The following is a 19092-nucleotide window of genomic DNA, read 5'->3' on the forward strand; positions in this document are numbered from 1 at the left end:
TATTGAAATATTCACCAATAGATATATGGCCTATTTAAGTCAAACGTTAAATGAAGCTGCCGAAGGAAAAACCTTTGCGCTGAAGTCTAAATACGCACTATTTCTTGTTGCAACTGGCGTGTTGCTCCTGCCTATTCCGTGGTTAGTAGTGGTCATCGCCCTCACCATGCTTTGGGTGGGCATCATTGGATGGACCTACAAAACCGCTCCAGCAAAATGGTTGACTGCCAAAACAGATGCGGCAACGCTTTGGTTGGCACGAAAGATCATGAAAGATGAGCGCGACAGCCCATACCTCTATTCCTATATCGGAATCGGAATTATTGCGCCAATTCTGTTCTTTGGTTCGTACTACATTCAGGTAACCTATTTAGGCGCCAACGAATCTTGGGGTTGGAAGAACTGGTTGGCGGCATTGGCTTACAACGTGCTCAATTACGGCCCGTATTTCGCATTTTTCTCGAAGGTAGCCACCATGATCCACAAGGAAGGACATACTCCGAAAGGCATGTTCAAGGGTGCTTTTGGCATTTTCAACAATTTTCACGGACACGTACTTTCCTTGCTTTACGGTCACGTTCCACAAGGTTACCCAATGGGGCACATGCGTATCCATCACAAGCATGATAATGCAGCCGATGATGTCACCTCCACCATCTTTTACGACCGTTCGCACGCAGCACGTTTCCTCATATATCTCTTCGAATTCTCGCTCTTTTGGACCGGGCTTTCCGTAGCCAATTACCATTACAAAAAAGGCAAAATGGAAGAGTTCCGAAAGATGGTTTACGGGATGATCGCTTTTTACGGATTCATGGCTTTGGTGATGTACATCAACTTCTGGTTTGGTGTGGCGTATCTTCTCATTCCGCACATGAGTTGCATTTTCCTCCTTGCAGCCATCAACTACACGTGGCACGCTTGGACTGATCCATCTGAACCGAAAAACATTTACAAAAACAGCATCACCGTACTTTCTGGTCAATACAACGTTTACAACGAGGATTATCACGTGGAGCATCACAAGCGTCCGCAAACGCATTGGACAGAATATCCGATCAATTATGCTAAGCACATTGAAGAATACAAGTCAAATCGTGCAGTCATTTTTCAGGACACGCAGGCATTTGAAGTCTTCTTTCTCATTCTGTTCAATGATTTTGAGAAGATGGCAGATAAGTTTGTTGACCTCAATGGAGACATGAGCCGTGATGAAATCATTGCGTTGCTTAAACACCGATTACAACCCGTTCATTGATTGGAAAGGATTTCTTTCGTTAATTAGCGGCTCAATTATGAACAGAACACACCATCACCATCATCTTACCTACTCGGAAAACCCGGAGTAAGCTGATGCATTGATGCCAATTAAAAGGATTTATCAAGCCCCATCGGAACTCCGATGGGGCTTTTTTGTTGAATGAACTGACATGGAAAAACTAAGAATAGCGATACAGAAAAACGGGCGGTTAAGCGAGAAGAGTCTCCAGCTTCTGGCAGACTGCGGCATCCGCGTGAATAACGGAGGCAAACTGAAGGCCGATGCTGCCAATTTCCCCTTGGAAGTACTTTTTCTACGTGATGATGATATTTCGCAATACGTGGAAGAAGGAGTGGCCGATGTAGGCATGTTGGGCGAGAACACGGTTCTTGAAAAAGACAAGAATGTGGAAATTGTGCGGCAATTGGGCTTTGCCAAATGCAGGCTTTCATTGGCCGTCTCTAAAGAGGTGAATTACACTGGAACCAATTGGTTTGAAGGAAAGAAAGTAGCCACGAGTTATCCGAAAATATTAGGCGACTACTTCAAAAATAAAGGCGTGAATGCCACCATTGAAGTCATCAGCGGAAGTGTGGAAATTGCCCCAGGAATCGGTTTGGCCGAAGGAATTTGCGACATCGTAAGTACAGGAAGTACGCTTTTGGCAAACGGACTGAAGGAAGTGGAGCAAGTATTGACGAGTCAAGCCGTGCTCATCGCCAATCCGAATCTATCTGAGGGAAAGAAGGCGCTTTTGGAAAGCATCATGTTCCGAATGAACGCGGTTCAGAAGGCATCAGAGAACAAATACATTCTCCTCAACGCACCGAATGCGAAGCTTAAAGAGATAACCGCAGTTCTTCCCGGCATGAAAAGCCCGACCATTTTGCCGTTGGCCGAAGAAGGTTGGAGCAGCCTCCATAGCGTGGTGAAGGAAGATGAATTCTGGGAAGTGATTGACAAACTGAAAGCCCTTGGCGCAGAGGGAATTCTTGTGTGTCCAATTGAAAAAATGATTCTGTGATGAAGGTATTCCGCAATCCAGCCCGAAGTGAGTGGGCCACTATTTCGCAGCGACCAAGCATCGATATGTCTGAGCTTCAACCAAAGGTGCAATCCGTTTTGGATGAAGTGAAAAACCGTGGAGATAAGGCTTTGCTGGAACTCACCGCCAAGTTCGATGGCGTTGAATTGAAATCATTGAAGATGGATATTCCAGAAGTGGTTGAACTCGATGAAAAGCTCAAATTTGCTATTGATGTAGCTTGGAATAATATCCACAAATTCCATTCAGCGCAGCAATCAATTCCTGAAAAAGTTGAAACTACCCAAGGCGTTTTCTGCTGGCGAAAAAGCATTGCCATCGAAAAAGTAGGGCTTTACATCCCGGGTGGAAGCGCGCCTTTGTTCTCCACTTTACTGATGCTCGGAATTCCAGCCATCATTGCAGGAAGCAAAGAAATTGTGGTCTGTACTCCTCCGAGAAAAGACGGTTCTGTTGACAGCGCCATTCTTTATGTGGCGCAAAAACTTGCTTTGAAACATATTTTTACCATTGGTGGTGCTCAGGCAATTGCCGCAATGGCTTCAGGCACCGAAACCATCCCCAAAGTGGACAAGATTTTTGGCCCTGGAAATCAGTATGTGACCATGGCGAAGCAACTGGTGAAGCAGCAAGGTGTGGCAATTGACATGCCTGCAGGACCAAGCGAAGTGCTGGTGATTGCTGATGAAAGTTGTGAACCTGCTTTTGTGGCTGCCGACCTGTTGAGTCAAGCTGAGCACGGACCGGATAGTCAAGTGGTGTTGGTAGTAATACAAAGTGAGAAAGTCGTTACTGAAATTCTTTCTGAAGTTGATGAACAATTGAATCTACTTCCACGAAAAGACATCGCAAAAATGGCATTGGGAAATAGTTCCGTGATTGTGGTGAATTCACCCGAAGAAGCGATGGCTTTCTCAAATCAATACGCTCCAGAACACTTGATTCTTGCAACAAAAAACGCGGATGAGTTGGCCGAGAAAGTGGTGAACGCTGGCAGCGTTTTCATCGGAAATTACAGCTGCGAAAGCGCGGGAGATTACGCCAGTGGAACGAATCACACATTGCCAACTAACGGTTATGCGCGCAGCTACAGTGGTGTTTCATTGGACAGCTTCGTGAAGAAAGTGACCTTCCAAAAATTGAGTGCCGAAGGCATTCAGAATATCGGTCCAGCGATTGAGACAATGGCTGCGGCAGAACAACTCGATGCGCACCGAAATGCCGTTTCAATCCGATTAAAGAAGTTGAACAATGGTTGATATTCAGAAATTGATTCGGCCAAATGTGCGGAATCTGAAACCGTACAGCAGTGCCCGCGATGAGTTCAAAGGCTCGGCTTCTGTGTGGTTGGATGCCAATGAAAACCCGAATGATAATGGCCTAAACCGTTACCCCGATCCATTACAGAAAAAGCTGAAAGCCCGTATTTCTGAACTAAAGAACATTTCAGCGGAAAACATCTTTCTTGGCAATGGAAGCGATGAAGCAATCGACCTGCTTTTTCGTGGGTTTTGTGAACCCGGAAATGACAAAGCATTGATCTGTTCGCCAACCTATGGCATGTATCAAGTGAGTGCCGACATCAACGATGTGGAGGTGATTGATGTGCTGCTAACTTCCGATTGGCAGCTAAACATGGAAGGCATCCAAAAGCATTTTAGTGATTCGAATCTGAAACTCATTTTCATCTGTTCACCCAACAATCCAACGGGAAACAGCATGAACAGGGAAGATGTGCTTGCACTCATTTCCGCATTCAATGGCTTGGTGGTGATCGATGAGGCCTACATCGATTTTTCCAAGGAAGAATCGTTCACAAAGGAATTGGGGAGCTTCAACAACCTAGTGATTCTCCAAACCCTCAGCAAAGCGTGGGGTTTGGCGGGCATCCGATTGGGAATGGCGTTGGCAAACACGGAAGTAATTGACGTCCTGAACCGAATCAAACCACCTTATAACGTCAATCAACTCACGCAGGAGGTTGCCTTGAAAGAATTGGCTGATGAGGCAAGTTTTAAGAACGAAGTTGAAGCGATTCTTGCAGAAAGAACGCGCTTGACAAAAGAGCTTTCACGATTGAAAAACGTGCTGCATATCTATCCTTCCGATGCCAATTTCCTGTTAGTGAAATTCACCGAACCAAAGGCGGTTTATGATGCATTGACAGAGAAACGAATTGTTGTTCGTGACCGTTCCAAAGTTGCTGAAGGCTGTCTGCGAATTACGGTGGGAACAAGCGAAGAGAACTCCCAGTTGATCAACGAATTGATGAAATTACAATCATGAAAAAGGTCTTATTTATTGATAGGGACGGAACAATCATCAAGGAGCCCACTGACGAGCAGATTGATAGCTTCGAGAAGTTGGAGTTCTATCCTGGGGCAATTTCAAATCTATCGCGAATTGCGAAGGAGTTGGATTACGAATTGGTTATGGTCACCAATCAAGATGGATTGGGAACCGATTCCTTTCCTGAAGATACCTTTTGGCCTGTTCATAATTTGATGATGCAAACCCTGGAAGGCGAAGGAATTCGTTTTTCGGAAGTATTGATTGACCGTAGTTTTCCTGCTGATCATGCACCCACTCGAAAGCCTCGAACGGGATTGCTGACACACTTCATCAAAGGCAATTACGACCTAAAGAATTCGTTCGTAATCGGGGACCGAAAAACAGATATTGAATTGGCCGAGAACCTTGGAGCGCAGGCTATTTTCATTTCTTCTGAGAAAATTGATTGTGCACTTTTCACTACTTCTTGGGACGAGGTCTATCGCTTTCTGAAGTCGCAACCAAGATTGGGCTCCGTTCATCGAAAAACGTCAGAAACGGACATAAAAATTGAGTTGAATCTAGATGGTTCTGGAAAATCAAGCATGGAAACAGGGCTCGGATTCTTTGATCATATGTTGGAGCAACTGGCGAAGCACGGAAATATGGATCTGTCGGTGAAAGTTGCTGGTGATTTGCACATTGACGAGCATCACACGATTGAAGATGTGGCGCTGGCTTTGGGTGAAGCTTTTGACCAAGCCCTCGGTTCGCGAAAAGGTATTCAGCGCTATGGTTTTCTGCTTCCAATGGATGATTGTCTCGCACAGGTCGCCATCGATTTTGGCGGTCGACCGTGGTGTGTTTGGGAAGCCGATTTTAAACGTGAGAAAATCGGAGAAATGCCAACCGAAATGTTCTCGCATTTCTTCAAATCGTTCTCAGATAAAGCGCGTTGCAACCTCAACATCAAAGCCGAAGGACAGAACGAACATCATAAGATTGAGGCGATTTACAAGGCTTGGGCACGTGCCATTAGAATGGCGGTTTCTCAAACTGAAGACGGAGCAATGCCATCTACAAAAGGAGTTTTATGATCGCTATTGTCAAATACAACGCAGGCAACATCCGTTCGGTGTCGAACTCGCTGCATCGATTAGGTGTAGATGCAATCGTTACCGATGATCCAACATTGCTTCGCGAAGCGGGTAAAGTGATTTTTCCTGGTGTTGGTGAGGCCAGTTCGGCCATGAAATACCTACGCGAAAGAGGCTTGGATGAAGTGCTGAAAAACCTGCATCAACCGTTTCTCGGAATTTGTCTAGGGTTGCAATTGATGTGCAAACATTCAGAAGAAGGTGATACCGAATGCCTTGGCATTTTCAGCGAGAACGTCAAGAGGTTTCCTGCTTCAAAAGAGAAAGTGCCCCATATGGGTTGGAATAATTGTGCTGAATTGAAAGTTCCACTTTTCGAGAAAATTTCAACTGAAGACGATTTCTATTTCGTGCACAGTTATTATGCGGAATTAAGCTCGCAGACCACCGCGCAGTGCGATTACATTCTGCCGTTTTCGGCTGCTTTGCAAAAGGATAATTTCCACGCTGTTCAATTCCATCCTGAGAAGTCGGCCGATGTCGGGCAGCAACTCATCAAGAACTTTCTGATGCTATGAGAATCATTCCTGCCATTGATATCATTGACGGAAAGTGCGTGCGGCTTTCGCAAGGTGATTACGCTCAGAAAACCGAGTACAACGAAAATCCGCTGGAAGTCGCCAAGCAGTTTGAAGCTGCAGGATTAGAATATTTGCATCTGGTTGATCTGGATGGCGCGAAAGCCAAGAAAGTGGTCAACTGGAAAGTGCTGGAAACAATCACTTCTCAAACCAATCTGAACGTGGATTTTGGTGGAGGTTTGCGCACAAGGGAAGACGTTGAAACGGTATTCGACTGCGGAGCGAAACAGATCACGGCTGGAAGTATTGCTGTGAACGACCGTGAAACAGTTTTGGGTTGGATTTCCGAGTTCGGAGCGGAGAAAATTATTCTTGGAGCCGATGCCAAAAACGGTCGCATTGCAACACATGGTTGGTTGGATGATTCGGGTTTGGACGCTATCGAATTCATCGCTGCTTATCAGCAAGAAGGAATTGAATATGTGGTCTGTACTGATATCGCCAAAGATGGCATGCTCGAAGGGCCGTCCATTGAGCTATACATGCAGATTCTGAAGAAGAATGCTGGCTTGAAATTGATTGCTAGCGGTGGTGTTTCTTCGCTTGAAGACCTCATCAAGTTGAAGGAGATTGGTTGTGAAGCTGCAATTGTAGGTAAGGCGATTTATGAAGGAAGAATTCAGATTTTAGATTTACGATTTTACAAGTACGATTAGTGATTTTAAATCTTGGAAGTACGTTTTTAGATTGACCATGAATTCAAATACGCTGAAGGACCGAACTAAGCAGTTTTCGATTGATACTGCCAAGTATTTGTACAAATTACCGAAGGACGCTACCTTTTTGGCTTATCATAGGCAACTGGTGAGATGTTCGAGTTCGGTCGGTGCCAATTATCGGGCTGCCTGTAGAGCAAAATCTGACAGGGATTTCTTGAATAAGCTGAAAATTGTTGAGGAAGAATGCGATGAAAGCATGTTCTTTCTCGAACTCATCAACGAACTAACTGACGTTGAAAACGAAACAAACATGCGGCTTCAAATGGAAGCAAATGAATTGCTATCAATCATTGTAGCCTCAATCAATACCGTAAGAAAACGTCTGAACTCTTCGAGTAACTCCAAAACTTAAAATCAAGGGCCCATTCTAAAATCGTATTTCTAAAATCTAAAATCCTTGTTAAAGAAACGCATCATTCCTTGCCTCGACATCAAAGATGGCCGCACCGTGAAAGGTGTCAATTTCGTGGATATCCGCGATGCGGGTGATCCTGTGGAATTGGCTAAGGTCTATGTTCAGCAAGGAGCCGATGAATTGGTATTTCTCGACATCACAGCCACAGTTGAAGGCCGCAAAACCTTCGCAGAACTGGTCGGACATATTGCGAAAGAGATCAACATTCCATTCACCGTTGGTGGTGGAATCAGTTCCATTTCTGACGTGGAGAAATTATTGGCGGCTGGTGCAGATAAAGTGAGTATCAACTCATCGGCCGTCAAACGACCAGAACTCATTTCAGAACTCGCACAGCAGTTCGGAAACCAATGTGTAGTGGTGGCAATCGATGCTGGAAAAGTAGATGGCAAATGGCGTGTTTTCACGCATGGCGGAAGAACCGCAACCGATTTGGATGTGTTTGAATGGGCGAAAGAAGCGGAACAGCGCGGTGCTGGCGAATTGCTGGTCACCTCGATGGAAAATGATGGAACGAAAAGCGGTTTCGCCATCGAACTATTGAAGGAATTGAATGCTATTACCACTATTCCGATCATCGCATCGGGCGGAGCTGGAAACGCAGAGCATTTTGCAGAAGTTTTTGAACAAACAGGCGTAGATGCCGCGTTGGCCGCAAGTATTTTTCACTTTGGAGAAGTGCCGATTCCGCAACTCAAAAACGAATTAAGAACAAAAGGAATTCCCGTAAGATGAAGGTAGATTTTAGCAAAGGTGATGGATTGGTTCCCGCCATCATTCAGCATTACGCCACCAAAACGGTGCTGATGTTGGGTTACATGAACGAAGAAGCGCTTGCCAAAACACAAGAGTTGGGAAAGGTGACTTTCTATTCGCGCAGCAAGAACCGATTGTGGACGAAAGGCGAAGAATCGGGCAATTTCCTTCTGTTGAAATCGATGGAGGTTGACTGCGACAACGACACACTGCTCATTCAAGCAGATCCGATTGGTCCGACTTGCCATAACGGAACGGACACATGTTTTGGAAATGCCAATGCAAGTGGTTTTGTCCATCAATTGCAGCGAATTATCGAGGGTCGAAAAGCCAATCCATCCGAGAAATCCTACACAACTTCTTTGTTCGAAAAAGGCATCAATAAGATTGCGCAGAAAGTGGGCGAAGAAGCGATTGAAACCGTGATTGAAGCGAAAGACGATAACGATGAGCTGTTCCTGAACGAATCTGCCGACCTGCTCTTTCATTATTTGGTTTTGCTAACAGCAAAAGGCAAATCGTTAGAAGATGTGGAAGCGGTTTTGAAAGCGAGACATCAAGCCTGAAATTGTACTTTCGGAGTAAACCATCCTTGATATGAAAACTGCTTTCGTTACAGGTGCCACAGGCTTTCTCGGCATCAATCTGGTTCAACAACTTTTAGCTGACGGTTGGCAAGTCACAGCTCTACATCGCAAAACTTCTGATCTTACTTATCTGAATCGGTTTGATGTGACCTTGGTTGAAGGCGCGATTACCGATTGGGAATCGTTGATGAAGGTTATGCCGGATTCGCCAGATGCAGTTTTTCATGTAGCGGCTAATACTTCCATGTGGTCGAAATGGAACGACCAACAGTTTCAAGACAATGTGATCGGCACTCGGAATATGGTGGAGATTGCGTTGCAGAAAAAGGCCAAACGATTCATTCATACTTCGTCCATTTCGGCTTGGGGGCATCATGATCATGAGATGGATGAAACCGAGCAATCGAATGCCATAAACAGTCCGGTGAATTACAACAAGACCAAGTATTTGGCGGAGTTGGAAGTTGATAAGGCGATTGCCAATGGATTGGATGCCGTGCTGGTTAATCCGTGCGACATTATGGGTCCGTACGATTCGCACAATTGGGCACAGGTAATTCAGGCGGTTTACAACAATGACGTGCCAGGAATTCCGCCCGGAAATGCAGTCATCTGCCACGTGTGCGACATTGCGCGTGCGCATATTTCGGCCTACGAAAAAGGAAGAACTGGTGAACGGTATTTGCTTGGCGGTCAGGATGTGACGCTCAAGGAGATTTTCAATACGATAGAGCGATTCATGGATAAGAAGGAATCGCAATTTGTGATGCCTAAGTGGGTGATGAAAGCTGTGATTCCGTTCTACACGCTTCAGTCAAAACTGAATGGAAAAGAACCGATTCTTACTCCAGAGAAGTTCATTGAATTGACCGTTCCAAAGCATGTGCGTTCGGGAAAGGCAATTTCGGAACTGAACTACAGCATGTCGTCTTTAGAAGACTCGATACGCGATTCGTATGAATGGTTGAAGCAGGAAAACCTGCTGGCCCGATAACTGAAGCTTGCTACTTGAGCGCGTTAAGGATGGAAGCGACATCCTTTTTTCATTCACTTGCATTTCGAGGCCCTCAGTGACCGTTATGAAAAAAGATATAGCGGACAGCCTGACCCCGATTTTCTTCGGGGGAACGCCCAAATGGAAATTAACATGTTGGTGTTGAATACGAACAGGTTTTGTTCCAGCGAGCCGAAGGTGCTGGGGTAACTTTGAACGAATCTAAGCTCATATTCATGTACACGCTATCCAAAAGACTTTTGATCATCTTCCTTCCTGCCATTTTGCTGACTTCGTGTGTGGCAGAAAGACGGTTTCAGGATGAGGTTTCTGCCAGAGCCAAGGCGGAGGAAGAGCGCGCAAGGCTTAAATCTGAGAATATTGACCTGAATGCGATGAATGCTGACCTTACAGATCGGATGAAAGACTACGATCGGCAGTTGGTGCATTTAAGAAAAGACACTGCGGTGATGTCGACATCGTTGAATCGAATGACGATTAACTACGATAAGTTGAACCAAACGTACGAGAAGCTTCTGGACCAAATGGGCAAGCTGCGCGAAGGAAATGCGGAGGATACCAAGCGACTAACGCGCGAATTGCAGGATGCGCGTAAAGACATTCAGGTGGGCGAAGATGAACTGCGCGAATTGGAATTGACACTTGCCAAGAAGGAAGGTAATTTGGATGTTGTGGGAGCAGAACTGGAAAGATCTAAAGCGGAATTGGAGGATAAGCGATTGCAGTTGATGGCGCGTTCTAAGCGGATAAATGAACTGGAAGGCGTGTTGGCCAGAAAGGATAGTGCTGTGGTAGCTTTGAAGAATAATATTGCGAATGCATTGCTTGGTTTTGCCGATCAGGGATTGACGGTTGAGCAGAAGAACGGAAAGGTTTACGTTTCGTTGGAAGAGCAGTTGTTGTTCAAGTCTGGAAGTTGGGTTGTTGATAGCAAAGGAAAAGAGGCGCTCATCAAACTTGGTAAAGTGCTGCAAACGCAACCGGAAGTGGGGATTTTGGTTGAAGGACACACGGATAATGTTCCTTACGGAGGAAACGGAAACGTGGCCGACAACTGGGATCTTTCTGCAAAACGCGCTACTTCGATTGTCAAACTGCTGATGGAGAACAGCTCCATCAACCCAACGCAATTGACCGCAGCCGGCCGATCGGAATACTTGCCGCTTGATTCTGCTGATACAAAAGAGGCTCGTGCTAAGAATCGTAGAACAGAGATCATTATCACGCCAAAATTGAACGAGTTGTTCAAGATTTTGGAGGGAAACTGATACTAAACGTCATTTCCAGCGATGACCACGTTGAGATATACAATCTTGCTTTTGTTGGCATCGAACGTGGTTTTTGGCCAATTTCAAAAGAAAGACATCGCGCTTACTCCGCCACTTGGATGGAACACGTGGAACACTTTCCATTGTGATGTGAACGAGAAACTGATCATGGGTGCGGCTGATGCCATGGTCAGCTCAGGCATGAAAGATGCGGGATATGAATATGTGGTGATTGATGATTGCTGGCAGATTGGCCGCGACTCTACCGGAAAGATCATTGCAGATCCAGAACGATTTCCTTCGGGAATCAAAGCTTTGGCCGATTATGTCCATTCTAAAGGATTGAAATTCGGAATTTACTCGGATGCGGGAACCATGACATGCGCCAAACGCCCAGGTAGTCTTGGATATGAGAAAATGGACGCGCAGACCTACAGTGATTGGGGCGTTGATTATCTGAAATTCGATTGGTGTCATACACGAAAATTGAAACCAAGCGAAACCTATCCCATCATGGGGAAAGAACTTTCATTGGTTGATCGGGACATCGTTTTCTCCATCTGCAATTGGGGCGTTGATGATCCTTGGCTTTGGGCAGGCGAATCGGGACATCTATGGCGAACAACAGGCGACATAACCCCGCATTTCAGTGGGTTTAAGATTCCCTTCTTTCAAACCGTTGTTTCCATCATCGACCGCCAAGCAAAGCTTTATCCTTACGCTAAACCTGGAGCATGGAATGATCCTGACATGATGGAAGTAGGCAACGGACTGAGCCAACGCGAGGATCGCGCTCATTTCAGCATGTGGTGCATGATGGCCGCTCCGCTCATGGCCGGAAATGACATAAGAACAATGTCGGCAGAAGTGACAGAAATCTTGACCAACAGGGAAATGATCGCTATTGATCAAGACCTGTTGGGAAAGCAAGGCCAACGCATCATTGATAATGGAAATCACGAGGTCTGGGTGAAGGAATTATCAGATGGCGGAAAAGCCATTTGCTTCTTCAATCGTTCCAAGAAACCATGGACTATCTCGCCAAATTGGAACATGCTCGGAATTGATGCAACCAAAGAACTGAGAGACGTTTGGAAGCATGCTGATGTTGGCGCGGCTGGTTCAATTTCTTCAATCACTATTGAGGGACATGACGTGGTGGTCTATCGCGTCAAGTAGTCCGTTTAATTCAAAACTTTAGAGCAGATTTTTATTGCGAAAGGAGATTACCCCTCTGCTAACCCGTTATTCTCAGGGTTTTCAAAATGCTTCTTATCCGAACCTGTGATGATGGCGTTGATTTTCACATTAACCATTCGTTGTGCCCAGATCATAAATTTCCTGGATGCCCTTCAGTCTCTCCTCAAAATCGATATTCAGATCTATCAGATTCCCCGTTTTCACATCGAAAACCCAGCCGTGTACATGAGGGTAGCCAGTGGTCAGATATGCTTTCTGTACCACAGCTGTTTTGATCACATTCATGCATTGCTCATATACGTTCAATTCCACCAGTCGATTGTATTTTCCGTTCTCATCTGCAATGCAATTGAGCTCATTCTTATGCAGCCGATATACATCTCGGATATTTCGCAGCCAAGGATTCAAGATTCCTAGATCCGCAGCTTGCATAGCTGCTTTTACACCACCACAGAAATAGTGTCCGCAGACGACCACATGCTTCACTTTGAGGTGGGCTACAGCATATTCAATCACCGAAGCAGAACTGCCATCGTTATTGGGAACCAAATTGGCCACGTTTCGGTGGACAAACATCTGTCCGGGTTCCACACCGGTCATCTCTTCAGCTGTTACGCGACTATCGCTGCAACCGATATAAAGAATATCGGGGTTTTGGCCTTCGGAGAGATGTTCAAAAAAGTCAGCGTTATTGGCTTTTTTCTCAGCAACCCATTTCTGGTTGTTCTTGAATACGTCTTCGTAAAGGCTCATTAAAATATGATATTTAGATGGTTATTACTTCAATGGTTCCCACCAGCAAGTGGATGGTTCGCTTTCAAATATGGTTATTTCCCCAATTTGTGGAGTAGAAATATTCTGATTTTTGGCTTCCGCTTCACGCGTAAACCGCTCAATACTTTCTTTCCAAGGATGAAGCGCCAACGCAAAACCTGCCCAATGAACAGGAATGGCCACGTTCACTTTGGCATCATTTGCGGCCTGTACCGCTTCTTCGGGATACATGTGAATGGCGTGCCACAGTTCGTTGTACTGGCCGTTTTCCATAAAACCCCAATCGAACGGGCCGTATTTCACACCCACTTCTTTGAAATGGTGCTGATAACCGCCATCGCCACTCCAATAAACCCGATGCTTTTCAGCGATGAAAACCCAACCGCCCCAAAGCGACTGAGCACGGTCGAATGGGCCACGGCCTGAGAAATGTCGCGATGGCGTATAAGCGATCTTGATGCCTTCAAATTCCATTTCCTGCCACCAATCGAATTCGGTGATCTGATCTGATGGAATTTTCCATCGTTCCAGGTGGCGGCCAATTCCCAATCCAACAAACCACTTATCGACTTTCGGCATCAGTTTCCGAACGCTTTTAAGATCGATGTGGTCGTAATGATCGTGCGTAAAAAGCACTGCGTCAATCTTCGGAAGCTGATCAATCACATCAATTGAATTTTCCGAAAACCGTTTAGTTTTGATCGGTGCTATGGGTGAAGCATCCGACCCCAACATCGGGTCGATGAGAAGGTTTTTTCCATTCAGTTGGAGCAACAGCACAGAATGTCCATACCAGATGAATTTTGGTTTCTCCGGTTCAGCATTCCACTTCGTTTCATCAAACGGAATAATTGGAATTGGTTTTTCTGGCATCCGCAGCTGCCTGTCTTTGAATTGCGCCCGAATCAGACCTGGCATCGTTTTCAGATTTACGTCCATCGTGGTTTCGGTGAGGTTTTCAAAAATCGTTCCCTTCCAATTTTTGGAGTGTGCGTACTTCTGTTTGTGTCTTTTCCTCAATCTTCCACCAAACTGCGGACTGAACAGCAAAAGCACCAATAAGATTGGCGAGAATTTAAGAAGCGCTATTACAATTGAGAACATTGATCCGGACGGTTGAAGAACTTAATCCGTATTAATGCGGGAACCAACAAATTGTTCCAGCTTCTTATTTGATGAAGGCGAACTTCTTTCCTTGATATCGTTCCAATTTCACCAACTTGTGGAAATTGGTCAGCATTCTGAAGGGACTTTCTTCAATGACAGAATTGGCGACCCAAGCTGGAATGCTGCCTCCAGGATCACCCAAATAGTAGTATTCCAAAGAAGTATGGGTAGCATCAATTCGTTTGAATTTCCAAGTGCCTGTGCCTTTGTTCAAACGAACAATTCCAGATTGCTCGGGATAAGCACCGGGAACCATTTTAGCTTCAATCGTCACAGTTTTTTCAGCTGCATTGTATGAATATTCAAGGCCAAAGGCTCCATCGCGATCCGTAACTGGCCATGGAGCTTTGAGCTGTAGATAATGCGTTTGCGAAGATTCGTCTTGTTTCACCTTCACCACTTTTTCGCAGTCTGGGAAAAGTTCGTTCAAATGGTCAATATCGCGCAGCACAGCAATGCAGGTTTCTAATGGTGCACTAAAAACCGTTTCTGCTCTAACTGCTTTTAGGGAATAACCTTCCTCATGGCGCGTAAAGAGTTTGATTCCATCTTTGTCCTTCTTCAATTCCCAAGTTGAATCGTGCAACGGAAGAATAGCAATCAGCAGAAGGATGGATAAGGATTTCATGGGGTTGAAATGAACTGTTCTATTTGTACTGGAAAGTTAGCGTATTCCAACGCATGAATTTTGGCCGCTATTGTGTCTGCTGTATCTTTTTTTTCTACCGCACAGGTTGCTTGAAAAAGCACGCGTCCTTTGTCGTATTCCTCATTCACCAAATGAATGGTGATGCCCGTTTCTGTTTCTCCCGCTTCCTTCACAGCCCTGTGCACGTTCATGCCGTACATTCCTTTTCCACCGAATTTGGGCAACAATGCTGGATGCACATTGATCATTTTATCTGAGTACGCTCTGATCAGATATTCAGGTACGAGCCACATGAATCCTGCAAGTACAACGAAGTCAATCTTTCGTGCTTGAAGTTCCTCTAAAACCTTGTTGCTTTCGTAAAATTCACCCCGATTGAAAGTGAAGGTTTCAACTCCTGCCTTCGCTGCTTTTCCGAGAACAGGCGCATCTTTTTTATTTGAAAGCACAAGGGACACCGCGATGCTCGGATGTCCCTTGAAATGGTGCATGATGCGTTCGGCATTAGTGCCTGAACCTGATGCGAATATGGCAATACGTTGCATGCCGCAAAAGTAACGAAGGGCTTAATGCGAATCCTTCTTGCAGCAACTATGTAAATTCTCGTAAGCTTCTTTGGTTGCTTTGCTTTCATCCGCATCGTATCCAACTTCGTTGATTGCCACTCGGATGTCGTCAATCGTTGTCTTGTTGGTTTTATAACTGACAGTGACGATTGCCGTTTTTACATCCAAATCGGCTGCTGTTACGCCTTTGGTAAAGGCCAGTTGCTTTTCGATTGTTTCCTTGCACATATCACAAACTGCAGATGTTTGGATTTCTACTGTTTCGATACTTTTCTGAGCATGCGCCACGCTGAAAGAAAGCGTGAGAATGATTCCAATAAGTATGTTTTTCATGTCGATTTATTTAAGTCTATAACGTAATCCGAGATAAGGGTTGATTCCCATTGAACTGCCCCAAACCAACGATGCATCAAAGAACGAACCATAAGGATCATCTGCGGCAATAATGGGATTTTTCTGACGGAAATTGGTCAAGTTTTCTGCACCAACATACAGGTCGAACCACTTGAAACGCTTGGTTACTTGCAAATTGAGGATTGGATACCAAGGCGATTTTTCCTCCAATCGGTATTGTTCCGGATTTGATGCCGTTGAAGGAATCCTCGCTGGACCATTCACCGTGGCGTTGAGGTCAAATTGCCACTTGTTGAAGTTGGTGGCGTAGCTCAACGTGGTCAGGAATTTATGCTGTTTGGTCAGCATTCTGCGTTGCAACTGTCCATCGGTATTCGTCCACACGTCATTCCATTTATAGGCCACTTTTATTTCAAATCGTTTGATCGGTTCATAAGTAACATCTGCCTGCAAAGCGTTTGAGTAAGAGCGGCCTTTCAGATTATAAACATTGACCGTTTGCGCTCCGGCATCTAGGTCAAGAATTACTTGGTTCTCAAAATCGGTTCGATAGAAACTGGCGTAAACCGAAGCAGGACGCCCAAGAATTTTGAACTGATGGGAGGCACTAAATCCGTAATTCCAAGAAATTTCAGGATTCAGATTTTCAAGAATGTTCACCTTGCGAGAACTCGCCATTAGCGTGCTGCTTTCAGCAAAAACGTTGGTTGTTCGATAGCCTCTTCCGCCCGTCAAACGCAACACGGTTTTGTCTGTTGGATTGTATTTCAGATGAAGTCTTGGCGTGTAGAACCAACCGTATTTCGAGTTGTAATCCGTTCTAAAACCGGCAACTGCTGAGAATTTTTCCTTTACACGGAACGTGTATTCTGCATAAATCCCTGGCACAATTTCTTCACGTCCGAAGGTGCTGTCATTGAAAGCTTCAGCATAGTTATCATAGTTGAACGAGGCTCCAGATTTCACACTGTGTTTGTCAGACTTCCAGCCCTTCAAGAAAATTAAATTGGCATTAGCCGTTTTCTGAACACCGTCATAGGATTTGAGTCCGAAATAGGAATGCTGGTCATGGTAACGCCAATTGGTTATAATAGCAACGCTCATGTCATTCACAGTCGGAACCGAATAACCTGTTTTTGTGTGAATATTTGCTAAGCGATTTGTGATCTGAATACCGTAGGGAAGTGAAGTTTCAATGCCGTTTGCTGGTCGGAAACCGACCTGTCCGCCAATTTTATTATCGTACAATCCATGGATGACAATTTGTCCCTCTACATGTTTGCCCGAAAACTTCCAGCGATTAAGCAGGTTATATTGTTGCGAACGTGGAATATCAAGAAAACCGTCTTTGTTCATGTCGTTTTCGCGCAAAACCGTGCTTGCATGTGCGTTGATGTTCATGCCAACTTTCTCGTTGAAAACGTATCCAGATTGGACGTTTGCCTCTAGCCTTCCACCTACGTTTCCGTACACATTCACAAATAGTTTTTCGGCCTGATCGGGTTTGAAATATTCGAGATTGATCTGTCCGACCATGCTTTCATATCCGTTAGAAACGGAGCCTGGACCTTTGATGATCTGAATGCTTTCAATCCACGTTCCGGGAATAAAACCCATCCCGTAGTTGGATGAAAGTCCGCGAATCAGCGGAACATTTTCGGCCTGAATCTGTGTGTAAACGCCATCCAATCCAAGCATCTGAATTTTTCGTGCGCCAGAAACCGCATCCGAAAAAACAACATCTACCGAAGCGTTCGTTTCGAAGCTTTCGCTAAGGTTGCAGCAGGCGGCTTTGCCCAATTCGTGACTATTGATGCTTTCGGCTATAACAGGATCAAGCAGTTTGAAACTACTTCCGGCCTGTCGTTCTGTTACCGTCACCTCGCTCAACTGAACGGATTGTTGCAGATGGATTTCAATCTCCTTTTTGGCGTTTTTCACCAAGATGGTATCGGATTGATATCCTACAAAACTGACCACCAATTTTGCTGGAAGCGCTTTCGGGTTTTCAATCGTGAATTCGCCATTGACATCGGTTGCCGTACCAATGGTGGTGCCCAACCAAAATACGCTGGCTCCGATTAGCGGACTATGTCCATTTTCGCCCTCTTCGTGGACGTGTCCGTTCATGGATTGCCCGCGGACATTTACTATGATGAGCGCTTGCATTGCTGCAAGCAGTATGATTTTTTTCATAATTACAGTTTTGATGACTACTAAAAAGCGCGCTCCAAGTGTGTCGGAGCAATCAAAACTGTGGTATCAGATCAGGTAGGTTTCCAGAAGAATATGCCGTTCTATAGACGGTAAGATGTCTGTTTCTTCAAAGAGGCGAAAACAGAAGTTTTCAGCACAATTCAGGTCGGCAAAAACCTGATGCAACGGCACAAAACGGAATGCCGAGGCAAATGTCTTTGAACTTGTTTCAGTCGCGGTGGCTGGAACATCTTCTTTGAAATAGAAGGATTCGTAATCGCAACAGGTTCTTTTTACCGCGTCTTCATCCGCTCGTTCGCAACTATCAGAACAACTATCAATCGTTTGATTGATGGCCAATTTATGTTCACCACTCATCCCGCAGACCATGTGGTCAACGTAAAATCCCATGCTGCTCAATAGAATGAGCAACGACAAGATGAATGATGATATGGCTTTCAGCACTTTCACGTTACAAAGGTACGAAACTCAAACTCCAAGGTTCGTTCTGAATAGTTTAACGGCAATTGCCAGTAATATTATTCCGAACACTTTTCTCAGCACATTTATGCCGCCCGTGCCTAGGAAACGCTCAATGTGCCGAGTTGTTTTGAGAACCAGATAGACCAGCCCGATATTGATAACGATGGCCACAAGAATATTGATGACCTGATATTCTGCGCGCAGTGAAAGTAGCGTTGTAAGTGTACCGGCCCCAGCAATGAGCGGAAAAGCCAATGGTACCACAGAAGCGGTTGAAGGGCTTTCATCTTCCTTATATAATTGGATACCCAGAATCATTTCCAACGCGATAAAGAAGATAACAAGCGAACCAGCAATGGCGAAATCGCTTACTCCAATACCTATCAGGTTCAACATGCTTTTTCCTACAAATAGGAAAACAATCATCAGTACAAGTGCTACGATAGTGGCCAAACCAGAACGGATGTGGCCGTTTTTCTGCCGAAGTTGAATAATGATCGGCACGCTACCGACAATATCAATCACAGCAAAGAGAATCATGGTTGCGGTGACTATTTCTTTGAAATTCAATTGCATGATAATCTGTTTTGAATGGGCGCGCAAAAGTAGATTTCGCTCCGCGCCTCGC

Annotated in this window: 21 protein-coding genes; 13 read left to right on the top strand and 8 right to left on the bottom strand. The window is 45.1% G+C overall.

Annotated features, from left to right (window positions below; all coding sequences use genetic code 11):
• Positions 1 to 25: 25 nt before the first annotated feature.
• The 13 genes from K9J17_00240 (at position 26) to K9J17_00300 (ending at position 12254) form a co-directional block, all read left to right on the top strand.
• Positions 26 to 1258, top strand: a complete 1233-nt coding sequence (locus K9J17_00240) for a fatty acid desaturase (protein ID MCF8275132.1) — start codon at positions 26 to 28, stop codon at positions 1256 to 1258.
• 172 nt (positions 1259 to 1430) lie between these two features.
• Positions 1431 to 2285, top strand: a complete 855-nt coding sequence (hisG, locus tag K9J17_00245) for an ATP phosphoribosyltransferase (protein ID MCF8275133.1) — start codon at positions 1431 to 1433, stop codon at positions 2283 to 2285.
• Positions 2285 to 3565: a histidinol dehydrogenase gene (gene hisD, locus K9J17_00250; GenBank protein MCF8275134.1), complete on the top strand. Its 1281-nt coding sequence runs from the start codon at positions 2285 to 2287 to the stop codon at positions 3563 to 3565. The genes hisG and hisD overlap by 1 nt, the downstream gene beginning before the upstream one ends.
• A complete protein-coding gene (hisC, locus tag K9J17_00255; GenBank protein ID MCF8275135.1) occupies positions 3558 to 4592 on the top strand; it encodes a histidinol-phosphate transaminase in 1035 nt (344 codons plus the stop codon). Before hisD ends, hisC begins: the two co-directional genes overlap by 8 nt.
• Entirely contained in the window at positions 4589 to 5674 is a 1086-nt protein-coding gene (hisB, locus tag K9J17_00260) for a bifunctional histidinol-phosphatase/imidazoleglycerol-phosphate dehydratase HisB (GenBank protein ID MCF8275136.1), read from the top strand. Before hisC ends, hisB begins: the two co-directional genes overlap by 4 nt.
• Positions 5671 to 6252 (top strand): imidazole glycerol phosphate synthase subunit HisH, encoded by a 582-nt coding sequence (gene hisH, locus K9J17_00265; GenBank protein MCF8275137.1) that lies wholly within the window; start codon positions 5671 to 5673, stop codon positions 6250 to 6252. The genes hisB and hisH overlap by 4 nt, the downstream gene beginning before the upstream one ends.
• Positions 6249 to 6971, top strand: coding sequence for a 1-(5-phosphoribosyl)-5-[(5-phosphoribosylamino)methylideneamino]imidazole-4-carboxamide isomerase (gene hisA / locus K9J17_00270; GenBank protein ID MCF8275138.1), 723 nt, complete (start codon positions 6249 to 6251; stop codon positions 6969 to 6971). Before hisH ends, hisA begins: the two co-directional genes overlap by 4 nt.
• 37 nt (positions 6972 to 7008) lie before the next feature.
• Positions 7009 to 7386 (top strand): four helix bundle protein, encoded by a 378-nt coding sequence (locus tag K9J17_00275; protein MCF8275139.1) that lies wholly within the window; start codon positions 7009 to 7011, stop codon positions 7384 to 7386.
• 45 nt (positions 7387 to 7431) lie between these two features.
• Positions 7432 to 8184, top strand: coding sequence for an imidazole glycerol phosphate synthase subunit HisF (hisF, locus tag K9J17_00280; protein ID MCF8275140.1), 753 nt, complete (start codon positions 7432 to 7434; stop codon positions 8182 to 8184).
• Positions 8181 to 8771, top strand: coding sequence for a bifunctional phosphoribosyl-AMP cyclohydrolase/phosphoribosyl-ATP diphosphatase HisIE (hisIE, locus tag K9J17_00285; protein MCF8275141.1), 591 nt, complete (start codon positions 8181 to 8183; stop codon positions 8769 to 8771). Before hisF ends, hisIE begins: the two co-directional genes overlap by 4 nt.
• 31 nt (positions 8772 to 8802) lie before the next feature.
• The gene (locus tag K9J17_00290) at positions 8803 to 9786 is read left to right on the top strand and encodes an SDR family oxidoreductase (protein MCF8275142.1); all 984 of its coding nucleotides are present in this window, start codon (positions 8803 to 8805) and stop codon (positions 9784 to 9786) included.
• Positions 9787 to 10022: 236 nt separating this feature from the next.
• Positions 10023 to 11075 (top strand): OmpA family protein, encoded by a 1053-nt coding sequence (locus K9J17_00295; protein ID MCF8275143.1) that lies wholly within the window; start codon positions 10023 to 10025, stop codon positions 11073 to 11075.
• A gap of 21 nt (positions 11076 to 11096) precedes the next feature.
• Positions 11097 to 12254 carry a glycoside hydrolase family 27 protein gene (locus K9J17_00300; protein MCF8275144.1) on the top strand — a complete coding sequence of 386 codons (1158 nt, stop codon included), beginning with the start codon at positions 11097 to 11099 and terminating at the stop codon, positions 12252 to 12254.
• Positions 12255 to 12383: 129 nt separating this feature from the next.
• On the opposite strand, the gene K9J17_00305 is transcribed toward K9J17_00300, so the two are convergent.
• From K9J17_00305 to K9J17_00340, 8 genes are all read right to left on the bottom strand, one after another.
• On the bottom strand, positions 12384 to 13028 hold the full coding sequence (locus tag K9J17_00305; protein ID MCF8275145.1) for a carbonic anhydrase: 645 nt from the start codon (positions 13026 to 13028) through the stop codon (positions 12384 to 12386).
• 24 nt (positions 13029 to 13052) lie between these two features.
• Positions 13053 to 14153, bottom strand: a complete 1101-nt coding sequence (locus tag K9J17_00310; GenBank protein MCF8275146.1) for an MBL fold metallo-hydrolase — start codon at positions 14151 to 14153, stop codon at positions 13053 to 13055.
• A gap of 64 nt (positions 14154 to 14217) precedes the next feature.
• Complete coding sequence (locus K9J17_00315) at positions 14218 to 14844, bottom strand: hypothetical protein (GenBank protein ID MCF8275147.1); 627 nt, start codon at positions 14842 to 14844, stop codon at positions 14218 to 14220.
• Positions 14841 to 15410: a phosphoribosylglycinamide formyltransferase gene (locus tag K9J17_00320; GenBank protein MCF8275148.1), complete on the bottom strand. Its 570-nt coding sequence runs from the start codon at positions 15408 to 15410 to the stop codon at positions 14841 to 14843. The genes K9J17_00315 and K9J17_00320 overlap by 4 nt, the downstream gene beginning before the upstream one ends.
• A gap of 21 nt (positions 15411 to 15431) precedes the next feature.
• The gene (locus K9J17_00325) at positions 15432 to 15764 is read right to left on the bottom strand and encodes a cation transporter (GenBank protein ID MCF8275149.1); all 333 of its coding nucleotides are present in this window, start codon (positions 15762 to 15764) and stop codon (positions 15432 to 15434) included.
• A gap of 6 nt (positions 15765 to 15770) precedes the next feature.
• Positions 15771 to 17981, bottom strand: coding sequence for a TonB-dependent receptor (locus K9J17_00330; GenBank protein ID MCF8275150.1), 2211 nt, complete (start codon positions 17979 to 17981; stop codon positions 15771 to 15773).
• A 66-nt stretch (positions 17982 to 18047) separates the two neighbouring features.
• Positions 18048 to 18452: a hypothetical protein gene (locus K9J17_00335; protein MCF8275151.1), complete on the bottom strand. Its 405-nt coding sequence runs from the start codon at positions 18450 to 18452 to the stop codon at positions 18048 to 18050.
• Positions 18453 to 18470: 18 nt separating this feature from the next.
• Positions 18471 to 19040, bottom strand: coding sequence for a MarC family protein (locus K9J17_00340; protein ID MCF8275152.1), 570 nt, complete (start codon positions 19038 to 19040; stop codon positions 18471 to 18473).
• Between the last annotated feature and the right edge of the window lie 52 nt (positions 19041 to 19092).

This window comes from Flavobacteriales bacterium (assembly GCA_021739695.1).
In the GTDB taxonomy this organism is placed as follows: domain Bacteria; phylum Bacteroidota; class Bacteroidia; order UBA10329; family UBA10329; genus UBA10329.